The organism is Altererythrobacter sp. BO-6 (assembly GCF_011047315.1).
Taxonomy (GTDB): domain Bacteria; phylum Pseudomonadota; class Alphaproteobacteria; order Sphingomonadales; family Sphingomonadaceae; genus Erythrobacter.
The window spans coordinates 2,090,479-2,107,744 of the sequence record NZ_CP049259.1; the positions used below are offsets into that span (position 1 = coordinate 2,090,479).

Annotated in this window: 15 protein-coding genes and 1 tRNA gene; 11 read left to right on the forward strand and 5 right to left on the reverse strand. The window is 57.9% G+C overall.

What is annotated here, in order from left to right; translation table 11 throughout:
- Positions 1–2,109 (reverse strand): PQQ-dependent dehydrogenase, methanol/ethanol family, encoded by a 2,109-nt coding sequence (locus tag G6N82_RS10280; protein WP_165196182.1) that lies wholly within the window; start codon positions 2,107–2,109, stop codon positions 1–3.
- Between the two features lie 147 nt (positions 2,110–2,256).
- Between G6N82_RS10280 and G6N82_RS10285 the strand changes: the two genes are divergently transcribed.
- Positions 2,257–3,258, forward strand: a complete 1,002-nt coding sequence (locus tag G6N82_RS10285; protein ID WP_165196184.1) for an SPFH domain-containing protein — start codon at positions 2,257–2,259, stop codon at positions 3,256–3,258.
- Positions 3,258–3,749, forward strand: a complete 492-nt coding sequence (locus G6N82_RS10290; protein WP_165196186.1) for an NfeD family protein — start codon at positions 3,258–3,260, stop codon at positions 3,747–3,749. The genes G6N82_RS10285 and G6N82_RS10290 overlap by 1 nt, the downstream gene beginning before the upstream one ends.
- A 2-nt stretch (positions 3,750–3,751) precedes the next feature.
- Here G6N82_RS10290 and G6N82_RS10295 read toward each other — a convergent pair whose 3' ends face one another.
- On the reverse strand, positions 3,752–4,705 hold the full coding sequence (locus G6N82_RS10295; RefSeq protein ID WP_165196188.1) for a complex I NDUFA9 subunit family protein: 954 nt from the start codon (positions 4,703–4,705) through the stop codon (positions 3,752–3,754).
- Between the two features lie 171 nt (positions 4,706–4,876).
- Between G6N82_RS10295 and G6N82_RS10300 the strand changes: the two genes are divergently transcribed.
- Positions 4,877–4,963: transfer RNA gene (locus G6N82_RS10300), tRNA-Leu, on the forward strand.
- Positions 4,964–5,118: 155 nt separating this feature from the next.
- On the opposite strand, the gene G6N82_RS10305 is transcribed toward G6N82_RS10300, so the two are convergent.
- Both G6N82_RS10305 and G6N82_RS10310 read right to left on the reverse strand, forming a co-directional pair.
- Entirely contained in the window at positions 5,119–6,318 is a 1,200-nt protein-coding gene (locus tag G6N82_RS10305) for an integrase arm-type DNA-binding domain-containing protein (protein ID WP_165196190.1), read from the reverse strand.
- 13 nt (positions 6,319–6,331) lie between these two features.
- A complete protein-coding gene (locus G6N82_RS10310) occupies positions 6,332–6,502 on the reverse strand; it encodes a helix-turn-helix domain-containing protein (RefSeq protein ID WP_165196192.1) in 171 nt (56 codons plus the stop codon).
- 760 nt (positions 6,503–7,262) lie between these two features.
- Between G6N82_RS10310 and G6N82_RS10320 the strand changes: the two genes are divergently transcribed.
- The 3 genes from G6N82_RS10320 (at position 7,263) to G6N82_RS10330 (ending at position 9,109) form a co-directional block, all read left to right on the forward strand.
- Positions 7,263–7,724: a hypothetical protein gene (locus G6N82_RS10320; protein WP_165196196.1), complete on the forward strand. Its 462-nt coding sequence runs from the start codon at positions 7,263–7,265 to the stop codon at positions 7,722–7,724.
- Positions 7,725–7,943: 219 nt separating this feature from the next.
- The gene (locus G6N82_RS10325) at positions 7,944–8,363 is read left to right on the forward strand and encodes a hypothetical protein (RefSeq protein ID WP_165196198.1); all 420 of its coding nucleotides are present in this window, start codon (positions 7,944–7,946) and stop codon (positions 8,361–8,363) included.
- 227 nt (positions 8,364–8,590) lie between these two features.
- Entirely contained in the window at positions 8,591–9,109 is a 519-nt protein-coding gene (locus tag G6N82_RS10330) for a hypothetical protein (protein ID WP_165196200.1), read from the forward strand.
- A 130-nt stretch (positions 9,110–9,239) separates the two neighbouring features.
- Here G6N82_RS10330 and G6N82_RS10335 read toward each other — a convergent pair whose 3' ends face one another.
- Positions 9,240–10,367, reverse strand: coding sequence for a hypothetical protein (locus tag G6N82_RS10335; RefSeq protein ID WP_206520164.1), 1,128 nt, complete (start codon positions 10,365–10,367; stop codon positions 9,240–9,242).
- A gap of 286 nt (positions 10,368–10,653) precedes the next feature.
- Between G6N82_RS10335 and G6N82_RS10340 the strand changes: the two genes are divergently transcribed.
- From G6N82_RS10340 to G6N82_RS10360, 5 genes are all read left to right on the forward strand, one after another.
- Positions 10,654–11,385, forward strand: a complete 732-nt coding sequence (locus G6N82_RS10340) for an endonuclease/exonuclease/phosphatase family protein (protein ID WP_165196204.1) — start codon at positions 10,654–10,656, stop codon at positions 11,383–11,385.
- A gap of 144 nt (positions 11,386–11,529) precedes the next feature.
- Positions 11,530–12,057: a hypothetical protein gene (locus G6N82_RS10345; protein ID WP_165196206.1), complete on the forward strand. Its 528-nt coding sequence runs from the start codon at positions 11,530–11,532 to the stop codon at positions 12,055–12,057.
- A 161-nt stretch (positions 12,058–12,218) separates the two neighbouring features.
- Positions 12,219–13,199 carry a DUF4145 domain-containing protein gene (locus tag G6N82_RS10350; protein ID WP_165196208.1) on the forward strand — a complete coding sequence of 327 codons (981 nt, stop codon included), beginning with the start codon at positions 12,219–12,221 and terminating at the stop codon, positions 13,197–13,199.
- Positions 13,196–14,113, forward strand: coding sequence for a DUF5655 domain-containing protein (locus G6N82_RS10355; RefSeq protein WP_165196210.1), 918 nt, complete (start codon positions 13,196–13,198; stop codon positions 14,111–14,113). The genes G6N82_RS10350 and G6N82_RS10355 overlap by 4 nt, the downstream gene beginning before the upstream one ends.
- A 311-nt stretch (positions 14,114–14,424) precedes the next feature.
- The gene (locus tag G6N82_RS10360) at positions 14,425–17,262 is read left to right on the forward strand and encodes an SNF2-related protein (protein ID WP_241255068.1); all 2,838 of its coding nucleotides are present in this window, start codon (positions 14,425–14,427) and stop codon (positions 17,260–17,262) included.
- Positions 17,263–17,266: the final 4 nt, after the last annotated feature.

A 17,266-nucleotide genomic window follows, 5' to 3' on the forward strand; every position in this document is an offset into this window, starting at 1 on the left:
TCAGGTCCCTTCCAGCGCCTTGTCCTCGTTGGCGCGCTTGATCAGATATTGGCGGATCGCCTCTGCATCATTGCCATCCACGGCCTTGCTGAAAGAGACCATCCCGTTATGCGCCAGCGCTCCGTCGATCACGATTGCCCGGATCGCTTCGGCGCGGGCGATGGTCGGCGAATGGCGCAAATCGGGGTTAAGTTGCCCGGCAATAGCCGCGTCGCCGTGACATGCCGCACAATATTGGCCGTAGAGCGCCTTGCCACGGGACACCTGTACTTCCGTGCCGGTAAAGGCCGGTGGGTCAAGCACCAGTTCGCGCAGGGGTGGCGGTGGCGGCAATGCTTCCTTGCCGCCGAGCTTGAACACCAGCAGGCGGCTGATGTTGGGGGTCGGTCCGGACTTGCCGGAGAGCAACCCGGTGTTGAGGTCCCACAATCCGCCCCAGCCAACCAGGATGGCGACATACTGTTCGCCATCAATCGCATAGGTCATCGACGCGGCAATGATTCCCGTTTGCGCGGCGAATGACCAAAGCTGATTGCCGCTGTCAGCGGCATAGGCGCGGAATTCGCCGCCGGCCGTGCCCTGGAAGACCAGGTTGCCCGCAGTGGATAGCGTCCCGCCGTTGGAGGGACCCGGATGCTCCACCCGCCAGCGCTCTTTCTGCGCCACTGGATCCCAGGCCAGCAACATGCCGGTCGTCGCGTCAAGCGCTTGTTGCCGTAACGATTTGTCGGCAGGCATGGCGACTGTGCCGGTATCGATGCCCAATTGCATGCCAAAATCGCTGCCTTTGAACTCGTCGTCCGCGAGATAGGGCATGAAGGTGTTGTTGGCGGGGATATACATCAGGCCAGTCTTCGGGCTGAAGCTCATCGGATGCCAGGTGTGGGCACCGTACAGCCCCGGTGATCCGATAAACACCTGCCCGGTCTGCTCATAGCGGGCTTCGAGGCGGATCCTGGGGCGGCCGGTCTTGGGGTCGAGCCCGTCGGCCCAGTTGACCGGGGCGAACGCCTCGCCAGACAGGAATTCGCCGGTTTTCGCGTCGAGCACGTAATAGAAGCCGTTCTTGGGCGCGTGCATCGCCACGCGGCGTTTCTTGCCGCCGATTTCCAGCTCCGCTAGCGTGATTTGCGCATTGGAATCGAAATCCCACCGGTCTTCCGGGGTTTCCTGGAAGTGCCAGGCATATTCGCCGGTATCGGCATCCACCGCGACGATCGACGAAGTGTAGAGCGCATCGCCCAGGCCGCGGTCATTGGTGTTGGGGTTCCACGGTTCGGCATTGCCGGTGCCGAACAGCACCAGATTGGTCACCGGATCATAGACGATCGAATCCCACACAGTGCCGCCGCCGCCAAACTCCCACCATTTGCCTGCCCAGGTTTCAGATGCGCGGGCCATGGCGTCATTCTCGAACCCGTCCGCCGGATTTCCCGGCACAGTATGGAATCGCCACACTTCCTTGCCGGTCTGCCAGTCATAGGCAGCGATAAAGCCGCGGGCGCGGAATTCGGCCCCCGCGCTGCCGATGAAGACCAGCCCCTTGGCTACGCGCGGCGCGCCGGTGATCGCATAGCTTTCCTGATCGGGCACGACCACGGTTGACCAGGCTTCCTTGCCGGTCTGCTGGTCAAGCGCCACCAGCCGTCCGTCGAGCGCGGCAACGAACACCTTGTCGCCATAGAGCGCGACGCCGCGGTTGACCGCGTCGCAGCACACCCTTGCCAGCGTTTCACGCGGCACCTGCGGGTCGTAACTCCACTTGAGAGCGCCGGTCTTCGCATCATAGGCCTTCACCATGCTCCAGGCTGTGGAGACATAAATCGTGCCGTCATGCATCAGCGGGGTCGCTTCCTGCCCGCGTGCGGTGTCGAGATCGGCGTACCAGGCCAGGCCAAGCTGACTTACATTGGCGTCGGTGATCCGGTCGAGCGGCGAGAAACGCTGTTCCTCGTAACCGCCACCGTAAGAGAGCCATTCGTCGCCCACGCCGGCCGCGATCATCGCATCGGTCACGCCTTCGGCCGGCGGTGCCGAGCGATCCTCGCCCGCCATGTTGCACGCCGTGAGCGCGAGCGCCGCCAGCAGCGCCAAACCTTGCCTGATCATATCGCTTCCTCTCCCTCGGCCGCCATGTTGCCGCGCCGGGGGCTGCATGTCCATCATCTCAATTCTGACAGAGTGCCGCTTTCGCTTGGCCAAGCGCCCTCTGGAGGTTACGCTTGCTCCCACCTGGTCTAAGGGGAGTTGGTCGTAATGGAATTCGTTCTCGCTGCGCTGTTGTTGTTGCTCGTCACTTTCCTGTTCATGGCCGTCAGGGTGGTGAAGCAGGGCTTCGTCTATACGATCGAACGCTTCGGCAAATTCACCAAGCCGGCCGACCCCGGCCTCCACATCATCGTGCCCTTTATCGAGCGCATCGGGCACAAGGTGAACATGATGGAGCAGGTTCTCGACATTCCCGGCCAGGAAATCATCACCGCCGACAACGCCATGGTCGGCGTGGATGCCGTGGTGTTCTTCCAGGTGCTCGATGCCGGCAAGGCGGCTTATGAAGTGTCGAGCCTTTACCAGGCGATCATGGCGCTCACGACCACCAATCTGCGCACGGTGATGGGCAGCATGGACCTCGACGAGACGCTGTCGAAGCGCGACGAGATCAACGCCCGCCTGCTCGCCGTGGTTGACCATGCGACGTCGCCCTGGGGCGTGAAGATCACCCGTGTCGAGATCAAGGATATCCGCCCGCCGCACGATATCTCCGAAGCCATGGCGCGGCAGATGAAGGCAGAGCGCCTGAAGCGCGCGGAAATCCTTGAAGCGGAAGGGGACAAGACCAGCTCGATCCTGCGTGCCGAAGGGCGCAAGCAATCGGCCATCCTCGAAGCCGAGGGCAAGCGCGAAGCGGCTTTCCGCGATGCCGAAGCGCGCGAACGCGCCGCGGAAGCTGAAGCCAAGGCTACGCAGATGGTGTCTGACGCCATTGCTGCTTCGGGCAACCAGGCGATCAATTACTTCATCGCCCAGGAATACACCAAGGCAGTCGGGAAGTTTGCGGATAGTCCCAATGCCAAGACGATCCTGTTCCCGGTTGAATCGACCCAGCTGATCGGCTCGCTGGGCGGGATCGGCGAGCTGGTGCGTGATGCGATGGCGCCGAAGCAAGCGGATGCTGGCACAGCTGTCGGTGGGCGCAGCGGAACCCAGCTGCCGCAAGAGCGGGCGCGGACCAGCGTGCCGCGCGCCGGTGAAAGCTGATGAACGGGCTGGAGGGTTTTGACGCCCATTGGGTGTGGATCGCGATCGGGCTGATCCTGGCCGCGCTCGAACTGCTGGTGCCGGGGGTCTATCTGATCTGGCTGGCCGTCGCCGCGATTGTCACCGGATTGCTTACGCTGGGCCTTGATCTGGCCCTGCCCGCGCAGATCATCGTGTTTGTCTCTACCTCGCTGATTGCGGCTTATAGCGCGCGGCGCTTCCTGCGCGATTCGCCGATCGAGAGCACCGATCCTTTGCTCAACCAGCGCGGATCGCGCCTGGTGGGCGAAACCGCGATCGTCACCCAAGCGCTTGATGGCGGGACCGGGCGAATCAAATATGGCGACAGCGAATGGATCGCGCGCGGACCTGACCTTGCGATCGGCACGCGCGTGCGGATTATCGGCAGTGACGGCGCCATCCTGCTGGTCGAACCGGCAAATCTGCTGGGAACGGCGAAGCCGGATGCCCCTCCCGCCGGAGGAGACTAGCCTCAGTTCGCAGCGCTGAGTGTATCTTTCCCGAAGCGGCCGTGTTTGCGGTAGCGATCCATCCAGCGGTCAAGGAACAGTCCCAGCGGGCGCGGCTCGATGCCCAATTCCTTGTAGCCGGGGTAATCGCCCGACACCGTATTGCCCGGCTTGAGCAGTGCCCATTGGTCGCGGCTCATCGGGGTCAGCGGCAGCGTGGCAAAGGTTGCTGAAACGCCGTCCGGCATCGGGATGAAGGTGCGTTTGCGGCCTTGTGCCGCCGCGATCCGGCGGTTGAGCTCGAGCATGGTCAGCTTTTCCGGTCCGCCGAGCTCGTATGTCTTGCCACCGTGCTTGCCGGGGTCCGTCACTGCGGCGGCGATGGCTTCGGCCACATCATCGACAAAGGTGATCTGCATTTCGGCTTCGGGCCCGAACACCGGCAGCACCGGGGCCAGCTGGATCAGACCGGCGAACATGTTGATGAAATTGTCGTCCTTGCCGAAAATCACCGAAGGGCGGACGATCGTGGCATTGGGGAAATTCTTCTGCACTGCCGCTTCGCCCAGTGCTTTGGCCCGCGCATAGCCGACGTTCGAACGGGCATCGCCGCCGATCGCGCTGACATGGACGAAGGCCCCCGCGCCAGCTGCCTTGGCCAGTCGCGCCATTTCGCCCGGCGCGTCGCCCATCAACCGGGCTAGATCACCGCTGAAAGCACCGACGAGGTTGATCACGGCGTCGGAGCCGGCCACGGCCGCTTGCAGGCTGCGCGGATTGGTAATGTCGCAGCGCTGGAACTGCAGCTGGCCAAGGTTGGCCAGGGGTTTCAGCGAAAAGGACTTTTCCGGATTGCGGCTGGCGATCCGCACCCGTGCGCCCCGTTCGAGCAGGGCCTGCGCGACATAATTGCCGACAAATCCGCTGCCGCCAAAGACTGTGACGAGCTTGTTCTCAAGGGGTTTGGATGTAGCCATTGCTTTCGCCTGTTGGATCCTTCGCGATATGCGTGCGCGCCTTGCCGCAACGCGCGATCTTCTGCAAGCACGGGAAGGCAATCACAAGCGTTGACAGAGGGTGCAACCAGTCGCTATTGGCCCGCGCCTACCCGGCGGCAACGGCCTTGGATGACCGTGCCGCTTGCGAGTGCCCAGATGGCGGAATTGGTAGACGCACCGTCTTCAGGTGGCGGCGGGGGCAACCCCGTGGAGGTTCGAGTCCTCTTCTGGGCACCAGTAGCTTCTTCGTGGAATATCGCGAATAAGCGGAAATCACTGAAAATCATTGAAAGATTCTGATGCAAGCTTCGTGCTTGATCGCCGAAGCTTGCGTATATCCGCATGCTGCGGGGGTTCAGTTTGGGGGTCTTTTTGTGTGTGACCCCCAAGCCTTAGGCGGTGTTAAGCTGTTTCAGAGAGTCGATCTTGTCTGACCACCACTGCATCATCCGCACACGCTCGTCCCAGTATTGGGTCCGATTATAGGCTGCGCGCACAGCATTACTGTCCTGGTGCGCCAGTGCGCGTTCGATTGCGTCAGGGTGAAACTCCCCGCTCTCGTTTAGCAGCGAGCAGGCGGTCGTGCGAAAACCATGCGCCGTCATCACTCCGGCGTATCCCAGGCGCTTGAGCGCTCCAGTTACAGCGTTCTCGGACAACGGCCTCTTCGGGTTGAAGCTTGGGAACACATATTCACTATAAGCAGTGACGTCTTCCATTGAGCGGATGATCGTGCTTGCCTGTCGTGAGAGGGGCACTCGGTGTTCGCGACGCATCTTTGTCCCAATGGCAGGGATCGTCCAGATCGAATTGACGAAGTCGAGGTCTGCCCATTTCATCGTGCGGATTTCACCGGGACGCTGGAACAGATGCGCCGAGAGCTTCAGCGCCGCGTTGGTAGAGGCGAAGCCACGATAACCATCGATTGCTCGGAGCAGCTCTCCTAGCGCTTCTGGGTCGATCACCGCGGGGTGATGGCGAACTGAGGGCGTCGCGAGTGCTCCTCGTAAGGCCGGAGCAGGATTGTTCTCTGCACGGCCAGTCGCAATGGCATAGTTGAGCACGCGCCCGACGAACGAACGCAGCCGACGTGCAGTCTCGCGCCGACCAGAGCCTTGCACCTCGTTCAAAGCAACAAGGAGCAATGGCGCGGTGATCTCCCTCACCGGCACGCGACCAAGCCGTGCTTCAATCAATGACAGCAGCCACTCGGTCTTGTGTCGGGTTGCATCGCTAATCGCCTTGTCACCATCATTGGCGCGCTTTGCGATGTATTCGCGCGCCACAGCGGCGAAGGTGTGTTCTGAAGCGAGTTTCGCTTCGAGCTTTTGCTCGCGGCGCTCCCGAAGCGGATCAACGCCGTCAGCGATCAAAGCCCGCGCTTCATCCCGCTTTGCGCGAGCTGACTTGAGGCTGACATCTGGGAAAGGGCCGAAGCTGATCTTCTTCTTTTCACCTTGAAATGAGTAGCGAAGATGCCAGCGCTTGGACCCGTTTGGCGAGATAAGGAGATACAATCCCCTTTCGTCGGCGAGCTTCCATGGCTTCGACTGCGGTTGCGCAGACTCAATTTCCTTCACAGTAAGAGGCATCGCGGGCTCCCTCCTACACGGCGTGACGCTGAAGCAGCGAGTCGACTGATTCAGCAAGAATCAGCGTCGAGCGTCCAAGCTTAATCTTCTGGAGCTCGCCCTCGCGGATGAGCTTGTGGATGGTGGTCTTGCCCAGGCCCAACGCCTGTGCGACCTCGTCGATCTTATAGGTCTTGCGGTTCAAAATTGTCTTCCTTGCAGATGTGGTTCGGTGCCTGCACGACCAAGTGCGCACACCGATGTTCTTTAGTATGTGTGGGAGATACCACACGATTGGCGTTTGTCAATGCGTTTGACATGCATGTGTGTTGAATGACATAGCGCGCTTTATGGAAAATGATTATCAATTCGCCGATTCGGCGGCAGCTCGAATGCTCTCCCAGGGGCTCGTTCGCGCAAATGAGGAGCGGGGCCTCAGCGTTCGTCAGCTAGGCAAGCAGCTCGGATATAGTCAGGCCGTCGTGTTGAGCCACATGGCCAACGGACGGGCGCCGATTCCTATCGATCGAGCAGAGCAGCTCGCCGATGCTCTGAAACTGGACAAAAAGTCCTTTCTTCAAGCAGTTGTGCAACAGAGGCACCCGTCAGTTTCATGGCACCTCTTGTCTGGCGGGAGCCAACATTCTGGATCGGACAACCTCCCACAAGAACTAGAAGCGATCTTAGGTGCGCAGTTGAAGGACTTGAACAAAGAACAGCGCGCCGTGATGCGGGAGGTGGCTTCCGATCCGTCTCCGCGTAGGCGTTGGCTGACCGTGCACGAAGTCCCTACAGTGCAAGAACTACGAGCGATGTATCCCAGCATGGAACGGGAGGGGATCCCGGCGAGTGACCTTGCTGCGCTAAGGGCTCTCTCAGCAGGCTAGCCCTGACAAGTTCAATCTGTGTTGAATGACACACACTTTTTTGTGGCGATCGTGTGTTGTTTATAATATACTGTGTGTATGACACTCACCTATCACCGCAGCGCCATCCGCGATGCCATTTGCGACTGGATGAATCAGTCTCGATACAATCACGCTGTCACTCTCAATACGAACCGCGAGCTTACCCTACCGAAGCTGAGCCGGATGTTCAGCAGCTTCTGTCTGCTTTTTGACCGGGCATTGCTCGGCCGGAGCGCTACTCAGAAGCTTCGAGCAAATGGTCGATTGCTCGCAATCGGATTTCCGGAAAACCTTTCCAGCAATGCGCACCTGCATTGTCACATGGATCTTGCGGCCGCCATTAGCCGCCTTGGCACCGTGAAGGCTGTCGAGGGCTTGATTGATGGTCTTTGGAACAAGTTCACCGACACTGCTGGATCGTCCCACATCGAGCCTCTTACGTCAGCGGGATGGGGGGCATACTCAACCAAGAGGTTCAACGGAGACTATCTGCTTTCTGCGGACTTCTGGCCTGACTGAGGCCACCAAACATACCCGCCTTGTTCGCGGGAAGTGTGCCTGAACCATCGGCGGGCCAACATAGAGACCGAAAGGTAGCTGCCGCACCCACGGCGGCATTCCTGAAGTATTACCTGAAGGGAACTACCAGGGACTCTCATGAAACCCAGGACAAGAAGAACCAGCGGTATTCATGTCCTCGTGCAAATTCACTCTCATGCGACATAGGAAGAAAAGTTGATGCCAGCAAAACATGCGATCCCAGATGACGTATGGAACCACTATGCTGACCGCTACGAACTTGGACTCATGCATGCATGTGAGATCGCTGATCGTCTTGGCGTTTCCCAACAGGTAGTCGCACGCGAATTCCGCAAGATGGGGGCCAAGAAGGGTTCACGCGTTCACCAGACGGTCGCGGATTTGGAGGCATTCTTCGAGCGTAGGGAACGCCGCGAATACATGCGGGGCTTATCCGAAGTCGAGCGCAGGCGCGAACGACAGGCGCTCGTAGACGAAGCCATTGAGAGGATGATGACCTCAATCATGGCTGCCGATCGCTTGGGTGACCTGACGCTGGCTGATGAACGGATCGCAAGGACGGCAGATGCCTTCGGCGTGAAGATTACTCGCGGTAAGAAGGCACGCTCGAAGAGTTGATACGAAGGCTCTGACTGAATCTTCACCTCTAATTGCTTTTGTCCATACACATCGGCGTGGGTTCTCCGCCTTACTCTGCATGTTTGAAGGTGAGCGTTGGAGTTGGGATCGGTTGATAGCCTCAACCGCGCCTCCCTGAATTACCCATCCCGAAGCCAGCCGCATCCACCACGGTGCGCATCTACGCTTCATGCATCATCAACATCACAAGGACATGATGCATGCGAATGAATCTCTATGAAGTGGAGATCGAACGACCTCACGGCGCCGCACGAGGCTACATAGTAGCGCCCACCGAAGAACGCGCTGCGGAGCTGGTCATCGATCACGAGCTCGACCTCAGCCTGGCTTCCCCGGCGTTCTCGCTTGAACGGGTCGACGAGACGCTTGCGGAGGATTGGCGCATGGATCTTGATAGCCTGCTTGAAAACGCCCCTGTAGGCTTTGCAAGCTATCGCGAGCCGCTTGGTTGGATCTCTCATGTGGCATCGGTGCAGATGCTGAAGCTGTTCCGCATCGAGGACAGCCTCGGCGCCGAAACGTTCTTGATCGCCCCCGACCGGACCACTGCGTTGGTCATCTACTGCGCCGAGTTCCGCCTCGATGAAGGCGAGGAGCGTCAGGTCAGCGTCTGTGATGGTCTCGCGGGTCTACCAGCCGATCGACTGCGTAACCTGCCGACGTTGCTGGAGTTCGGTCCGGTGGGGATGGTCGATTTCGACGAGGAGTGCGGCTGGTTGGCCTAGTAGTGGCGTCGTGAAATCCTTGCCCTGAATTGGCTTGCCCAAAATTGGTAAGCTGGTTTGGGGCAAGGCCGTTTTGCACAAGCTTGACCTGCCATAACCCTCTGATGGCGATCGTGAGTCCTCGGCCAGTTCAATCCATATCCATTACAGTCGCCCTAATGCGCGGCCTGAGCACATTCACCCAACTATCGAGCCTTCCTCGTAGCCATTCGAATGCGGCCGCTCGGATTTGTGGATCGCGCAGATCTCCCGCGACCTTCTCTTCGTGGATTTTTTCGACGCCCCGGATCTCGGAGATGGTGGCATCCCCGCCAAGCTCTTCAAGGACAGCCTCGATGTCCGTCATCAATGCATTAACCGCCGCCTCACCGACGGAGCCTTGTGTGAAAGAGAGCGTAAGGCCGACCCGTCCCCGGCTAATGTCGCGCCAGACATTGATCCAACAGCTACCCTGCGGCGCTGGCAACATGAAGAACAAGTATCCTAATTTCGCGGGCGTCGGCACCGGCTGCTCAGGATCATCGAGCGACAGACCGGCAAGAAATTCCTCCCAGAACTTCTGCTGTTCCGTCGTGAGTGACTCCCGATCAGGATCGACTTCGGCGTCGCCTTCCTCTTCAATCGCATGTCCATCTGGCACGGCGATCACGCTTCTGGTGATCAAGGTCGTGCGAGCAAGAACCCGCGGCGTCACGAGGTGAGAGCCATCGGGCAAACTAAAGATCGGCATCTCAACCAAGCCGAGCGAAAAATGTAGGCCAAGATGGCCCTGAAGATAGGTAGCGATCGCTTCAACACCCTCACGGATGCCGTCACCCACAATGAGAAGCAGGAACCGGCCACGGCGCAGATTCGAAGTCAGCGCGTCATTGAATTGGATCTCGTCAACTTGGTGGCCAGCGTCCGCGAGCAGTTTAAGCAACGGATTGCCGGGCAGGTCTGTCCGCTTGGCCACCTCGCGCTGGAGATCCGACGAGGACCACCGGCTGAGTTCCTTCGCATAGTCAAGAATCTGCCCGACCACCTCGCGGCGCCCTTCCGGATTTCTCCAGAGCTTGCATTCCACAATGATTGGGAGACCTGAAGGGGTGATCAGGAGATTATCAATTGGCCCTGCCAAGGTGTTGAGCTCGCGGCAAACTGCCACCGGCGAAACAAAGACAGGGTCGATTTCGCTAACTGGAAGACATTCTGGATGGGCGTGAACAAACGCCTGGATTTGAGCCTCACTGAAGCTTCCGTCGCCTGAAGTGGACAAATTGAGCTGCCTGAGCGCCCCAGTCGTTCCATCGGTAGAAACGAGGATTGGCGAAGTGTGTTGCCTCGACATCGACCTGTATGCCCCTTTTGCGAGATAAGGGTCTCGTGTTGAACGATCGCCGCCGCTGATAGATTGCTCATTCGTCGACCGATAGGCGTGCTCGAATGGCAATATCAGCGTGACTGGTTTTCAGTGTGACACCATCGGAATGAGCTTGTCCAGAACTGGCAATGCGCATGAGTGCGGGCTTTCAGGTAACGAGCCGTTTGGCTAAGGTCTCCATGTGGCAATCAAAGATCGCTCTGTGACCATTTCGACGTGGAACTTGGCCTGGGCGACGCCCGGCTCAGACGCCCTCGATACAATGCTGGCTAGGCTCGCGTCCCATGAGCCACAGATCATTTGTCTGACCGAAGGCTACACTGGCGGCGTTCCTGACTACGGCTACGTAATTACAGGCGAAGCTGATTGGGGTTACTCATCCCCGGCTGATCGCCGCAAGGTGATGCTCTGGAGTAAATCACCATGGCGCGAGGTCGACCAGCTTGGCCACGCAGATTTGCCAAGCGGCCGTTTCGTGTCGGGCGTAACCGACACAGACATAGGTCCGTTAAGAATGATCGGGGTCTGCATTCCATGGCGCGACGCCCATGTTAGAACCGGGCGTCGCGACCGGGAGCCATGGCAAGATCATCTGACTTATCTTGATGGCCTGGGTCCCCTTCTGGAAGATCGCACCACCAGAACCGTGCTCCTTGGCGACTTCAACCAGCGGATGCCCCGACGATGGTCACCGGAGCACGTCTATGAACGGCTTGTCACGACCCTTGGCAGTCAGTTCGAGGTTGTAAGCAGGGGGCGACTGGAGCCAGTAAGAGCTCAAGCGATTGATCATATCGCCATCTCAAGCGATCTTCGCGCCGAGGCTGTAAGGTCATTGTCCAACACCGACGATCAAGGCCGAGAGCTGAGCGATCATTTTGGGGTATCTGCGACGATATCGGTTGCGTCATAGTCAGCCGCCACGGCGGCCTATGGGTAGCGCACGGCATGACCCATGGCCCCCGCAAATTCCCATCACGCCCACCATCGAAGCCACCCGCTTCCATCGCGGTGCTCACCTAACCTGCATGCATCACAACACGAAAGGACATGATGCATGCGTTTTGAATTGTATAAGGTTGAAATCACGCGCGCCGACAGGCCGGTCACAGGCTATGTCGTTGCTTCCGACGAACAGCGAGCCTCCGAGATCGTCGTCGAGCACGAGATCGGCGTGAACCAGCAAAACCAAGGCTTCACGCTTGAACGTGTCGACGAGACACTACCGAATGATCAACGCAAGGGCCTCGATGTCCTGCTGGAGAGCGCTCCGGCGGGCATTGCGAGCTGGTGTGAGCCATTGGGGTGGATCACCCATGCAGAACCCGTTCACAAGTTACACCTGTTCAGGATCGAGGAGATCGGCGGAGAGGATCGCTTCATCATCGCACCAAGTGCCGACGTTGCTGCCAGGATCCACGGTGTATGCGCAGTGGGTCCGGACAATGCCATCAGCATGTTCCGTATCCATGATGGTCTCGTGGGGCTCCGGAACGAAGCGCTGCGTGGATTGCCAGCGCTGCTCGAATTCGGGCCAGTCGGTATGGTGTCATGGGATGATAAGAGCGGCTGGTCGCTCGACTAGCCTGCCAAAAACCTTGCCCTGAATTGGTAAGTCGATTTGGGGCAAGGTTTTTCGATTCATATCGGTGAGTATCGCCCTGAATTGGTTGCCAGTTGCCGGGCTCCTCGGCACATATGGTCGCGTGAAGACTCCGAAACCACCAAAAACAAAAGAGTCATAGAATGAGCGAATTGAACCCGACGGAGCAATTTCGACTTCGCTTTGCGCAGTTGCGAGGTGCGTGCAATGACAGCCCAAGCGCACTGATCACTTTCTTTCGTGAAAAAGCCTCACTGGTGGAATTGGCATGGCGTGCCGATAGCGCCGCGAACCTGATCGATAGAGCCAGCGCCTTTCGTAAGATTCATGCGCAGGTGACGCCGGAATTCATGGTAGATTGGAGGGCTTACAATCAGCATTGGCGGGCCCAAGTAAGTTATGTCATCGCCGCAAATTTGGATGATCAATTCGGCGATCCCGAAATGTCCTTTCCGCCATTCGAGATTTTTGCCGCCAAGCACGAGAAGGCCTCTAGCCGTGAATCTGCCAACGCGGAGTTCGAGAATGAATTCATCGCGGAATTCCATGATGGGGCCAAGGCAATAGAGGAGCTGAAGTCACTCCTGGAGCAGCAGGCAGTCGATTGGTTCGATCCGGATTTCATGTTCATACCCAACACCTACAGGATCGGTGTTCAGGCCCTTGAGTATTTTGAGCAAGTGATCGGCATAGACTTTGACGGAGCATTTGATCGCTGGAACAACCTACCTGTCGTGTTCGTGCCCAGGCATGTATCCGACAAGCACGGCCTAACTTCTAAGGCTGGACTGTATGCGCTGTTCAATGAGGCTGTCCGCTCATACGTCGCTGGAGCACCAGCCGCAGCCGCTGCCATGTGTAGGGCAATTTTGGAACTTGTGCTCAAGAAGCACTATCTCGCTGACGAACAGACCGATTTCGTTAGCTTGAAGAAGCTGATCAACATTGCGGTCGCACGATACTCATTCATTGATGGCCAGGGTATGCATTCGTTCCGCGAGAATGCGAACGCAATCCTGCATGGCTACGTCACCACTGAAAGTAGTTTGGCGATCAGTGACCAAGCCATGCTGAAGATCTTCCAAGACCTGAAGCACTTCATCGAGGAGGCACCGGAAACGTGAGTGATCTTAAACTCTTCCAGTCTAAGGAAAGCGCGCTGTGCGAGCTAGAAAGCTCCTCGGCACCACTGGGAAAGGGCCTTCAGACTCTGTTCGAGAAGAACCTCGATACGCTGCTAGGCGTGCGCTTCCTCGCCAGCGAATATGTGACCTCCCATGGCGGGCGTATGGACACGCTCGGTGTTGATGAGAACGGCTATCCCGTAATCATAGAATACAAGCGTGATCGTTCCGAGAACGTCATAAACCAGGGGTTGTTCTACCTCGACTGGCTGATGGACCACCGCGGTGATTTCGAGATCCTTGTGCGAGATCATTATGGCAAGGAAGCCGCCGAGCAGATCGAATGGAGTGCCCCACGCCTGATCTGTATAGCTGCAGACTTCACCAAGTATGATGAGCATGCAGTCAAGCAGATGGGCCGTAACATCGAGCTGATCCGCTATCGCAAGTTTGGTGATGACCTCTTGCTGCTGGAGCTACTTACAGCAGTGTCCGCCTCAGCGTCGATGAAGGGCACTGTCACGCCTTCCAAATCCAGCTCTATATCGAGCACGTCCTACAAGACGGTATCCGAATACATTGACGATATGGGGCCAAAGCTCGTCGAGTTGTTTGCTGACGTTGAGAGCTTCCTGCTCGGTCAGGGAGACGATGTCACCAAGAAGGTGACGCGCTTTTACGTCGCTTACCGTAGAATAAAAAACTTCGCATGCGTTGAGGTTCGTCCCACACTAAACCAGCTCAAGATGTTCCTCAAAATCAATCCGGACACGGTAGTCCTGGAGGATGGATTCTCCCGTGATGTCCGCAAAATCGGCCACTTTGGCACGGGTGATCTCGAACTGACGATTGGTTCGAGCGAGGACTTCGAGAAAGCGAAGCCACTGATCCTGCGATCCTATGAGGAAAGTTGAGTAACAACTCGTATGGTAGGGAATGCTGCTGTGACCAAACAGTCATGGATGTGATCGCCCGCGGGACAAGTTCTGGAGGTCTTAGATGGCATTACAAAGCTTCAGGGGGATGGTGCCGATCAGCGGGTGCGGATTGGCTTTTTCCCATCCACCGCCAGCCTCCGCATTTAGGGCTACTCTAATAAATTTGGGTCGGTCTTTTCTGCCTTACTTACAGATATTTCCCACACCACTGAGTGCTGACACTTGACCAAGTCGTCCCACTGCTCGAACAAACCTCACAAGATCAGTCAGGCATTGTGAATAGCAAGTTGTTTACGAAATTCCACGGTCACTATCAGGCCCACAAGTTGACGCTCGCAGGGCTTGATGACGATGCCTTTGCTCGGTCACTGACCTCGGCCCGTGTTCAGATGAACCCGCACCAGGTCGAGGCGGCGCTGTTTGCCTTGAAGTCCCCGCTGTCGAAAGGTGTTCTGCTTGCTGACGAAGTCGGCTTGGGCAAGACCATCGAGGCAGGGTTGGTGCTTTCGCAGCGGTGGGCGGAGCACAAGCGACGCATTATCCTGATTGTCCCGGCATCACTGAGAAAACAATGGCAGCAGGAGCTCTACGAGAAATTTTCGCTCCGGTCCGAGATAATGGAGGCGTCGACCTATAAGGCCCTCCAGAAGCAGGGGCACATCCATCCCTTCTCGGCTGCTCAAGGCATCATCATATGCTCTTATGAATTTGCCGCGCGGAAAGCAGACGAACTCCGCGCTATTGATTGGGACCTGGTTATCTTCGACGAGGCCCACAGGTTGCGGAACGTCTTCAAGAAGGACGGGTCTGCACGAGCGAAGGAGCTCAAGAAGGCGCTCCAGGACAGTTTCAAGATCTTGTTGACGGCCACGCCGCTGCAGAACTCGCTGATGGAGCTGTTCGGCATCGTTTCGATGATCGACGAAAACCACTTCGGCGGAGCCAATGCCTTCAGGACCCAGTATGCATCAGGGGCCAAGTCAGCAGTCGCGCTGGATGGTCTCAGGGAACGGCTGAAGCCGATTTGCCAGCGAACCTTGCGAAAGCAGGTCCAAGAGGCGGGGCACATCAGCTTTGTTCGGCGAAATGCCCAGACCTTCCATTTCGAGCCAGGCGATGCCGAGCAGGCGCTCTATGAGCAACTCTCCAAGTTTCTCCAGCGCAACGACACGGTGTCCTATGGTGACCGTGCCAACGCCCTTGTCATCCTGCAGGTTCGCAAGATTCTCGGCTCATCGACGTTCGCGGTTGCGCGATACCTCGAAACGCTGATTGCCAGGCTGAAGTCGAGGAAAGCTGCGACGCTTTCGATGACCGACGACATCGATGCGATGAGCGAGCTCGCGGAGGAAGAGGACGAAGAACTCGACGACGATGCCGAGATCCAGATCACTGCAGAAATGATCGAGGCGGAGATCGAGGAGCTTGCGGGTTATCTCACTCTCGCAAACTCGATCGAGAAGAACGCCAAGGGTGAAGAGCTACTGAAGCAGCTCCCCAAGGTCCTCAACGAAATCGAAGGAAAGGGCGGCGCGCGGAAGGCCGTGATCTTCACGGAGAGTGTCCGCACCCAGCACTACCTTCGCGATCTGCTTGAGCAGCATGGGTATGCCGGTCGCGTGGTGCTGATGAACGGCTCCAACAATGACGAGCAAAGCCGGCGCACATATTCAGAGTGGCTTGAGCGGCATCGGGGCACAGACAAAGTTTCCGGCTCCAAGACAGCCGATATGAAGGCGGCAATCGTCGAGGCCTTCAAGGGCGACGACAAGACTATCCTGATCGCGACCGAGAGCGGCGCAGAAGGCATCAACCTTCAGTTCTGCTCGCTGCTCGTCAATTTCGACCTTCCCTGGAATCCGCAACGGGTGGAGCAACGTATTGGCCGTTGTCACCGCTATGGTCAGAAGATCGACGTCACGGTCGTCAACATGCTCAACCTGCGCAATCAGACCGAGGTTCGTATCCATGAACTGCTGAGCGAAAAGTTTCACCTGTTCGAAGGGGTCTTCGGAGCCAGCGACGAGGTTCTTGGGACGCTTTCTAGCGGTGTCGATTTCGAAAAGCAGGTCCTCGAAATCGTGCAGAAGGGCCGCACTCCAGAGCAAATCGAGTTCGAGTTCGATGAACTGAAAGCAACGATTCAGGACAAGATCGACGCGGCGTTTGAAGATGCCCGTAACCGCCTTCTGGGAGAGATGGACGCGACCGTCATTTCCAAGCTGCAGGATCGCGGCAAGGAACTGGCACGAATCCTCCCGGAGTTTGTCCAGCGAACGTTGATTGCCGCACACGCCGAGCTGGACGGGGCGCAGTTCGACCATCCTGGCGACGATACGTTTCGCTATGAAGGCCGGACTTACACAACCAAATGGCCGCAGGCGGACGAAGAAGACTGGCAGTTCTTCCGCGTCAATGATGGGCTGTGTGCCGAGATGATCGAGGCGGCAAAGGCACGTGACCACACACAGACGCTGGGCTCGCTTGTCTTCCGTCCTGCTCAGTATCCCTATGAAGGGCAGGTCGGCGCCATCCGTGACCTGGTGGGCGAAAGCGGCTGGCTGCGCGTCTTCAAGGCTACCATGCCCACCCCCGATGCTTTGCGGGAAGAGCTGCTGATCGCCTGTGTCACAGACGATGGTCGCACCCTTCCACAACGCGTGGCAGACCAGCTATTCATTGTCCCGGCAGAGGATGCAGGAGCACCAGCTGCTGCGCCCCCGGAGGAAACACTCAAAACGATCGAGGAAGAACAATTCGGCGAATTCTCCGACCGCGTCCTGAGCGAGAACGAACAGTGGATCGATGCAGAGAGTGAACGGTTGGATCGCTACGCCGAAGACCTCGAAATCGAGTTCGACGCGCAGATCGACGAGCTTGCGAACGAGGTGAAGGAACTGCGCAAGCAATCACGCGCGGCTGGCATCAGCATGGAGGAAAAGCTGGCTTTCAAGCGCAAGATCAAGCGGCTCGAGGATGACATCGATGAGCTGAAGCTGACCAAGTTCCAGAAGCGCAAGGAAGCGCGACAGAAGGTCGAGGACATGCTCGATGACTTCGCGGCGCAGTTGAACCTGAAGCCCGAAATCAAGCCGCTCTTCACGCTTCGCTGGGCTGTGGAATAGGGAG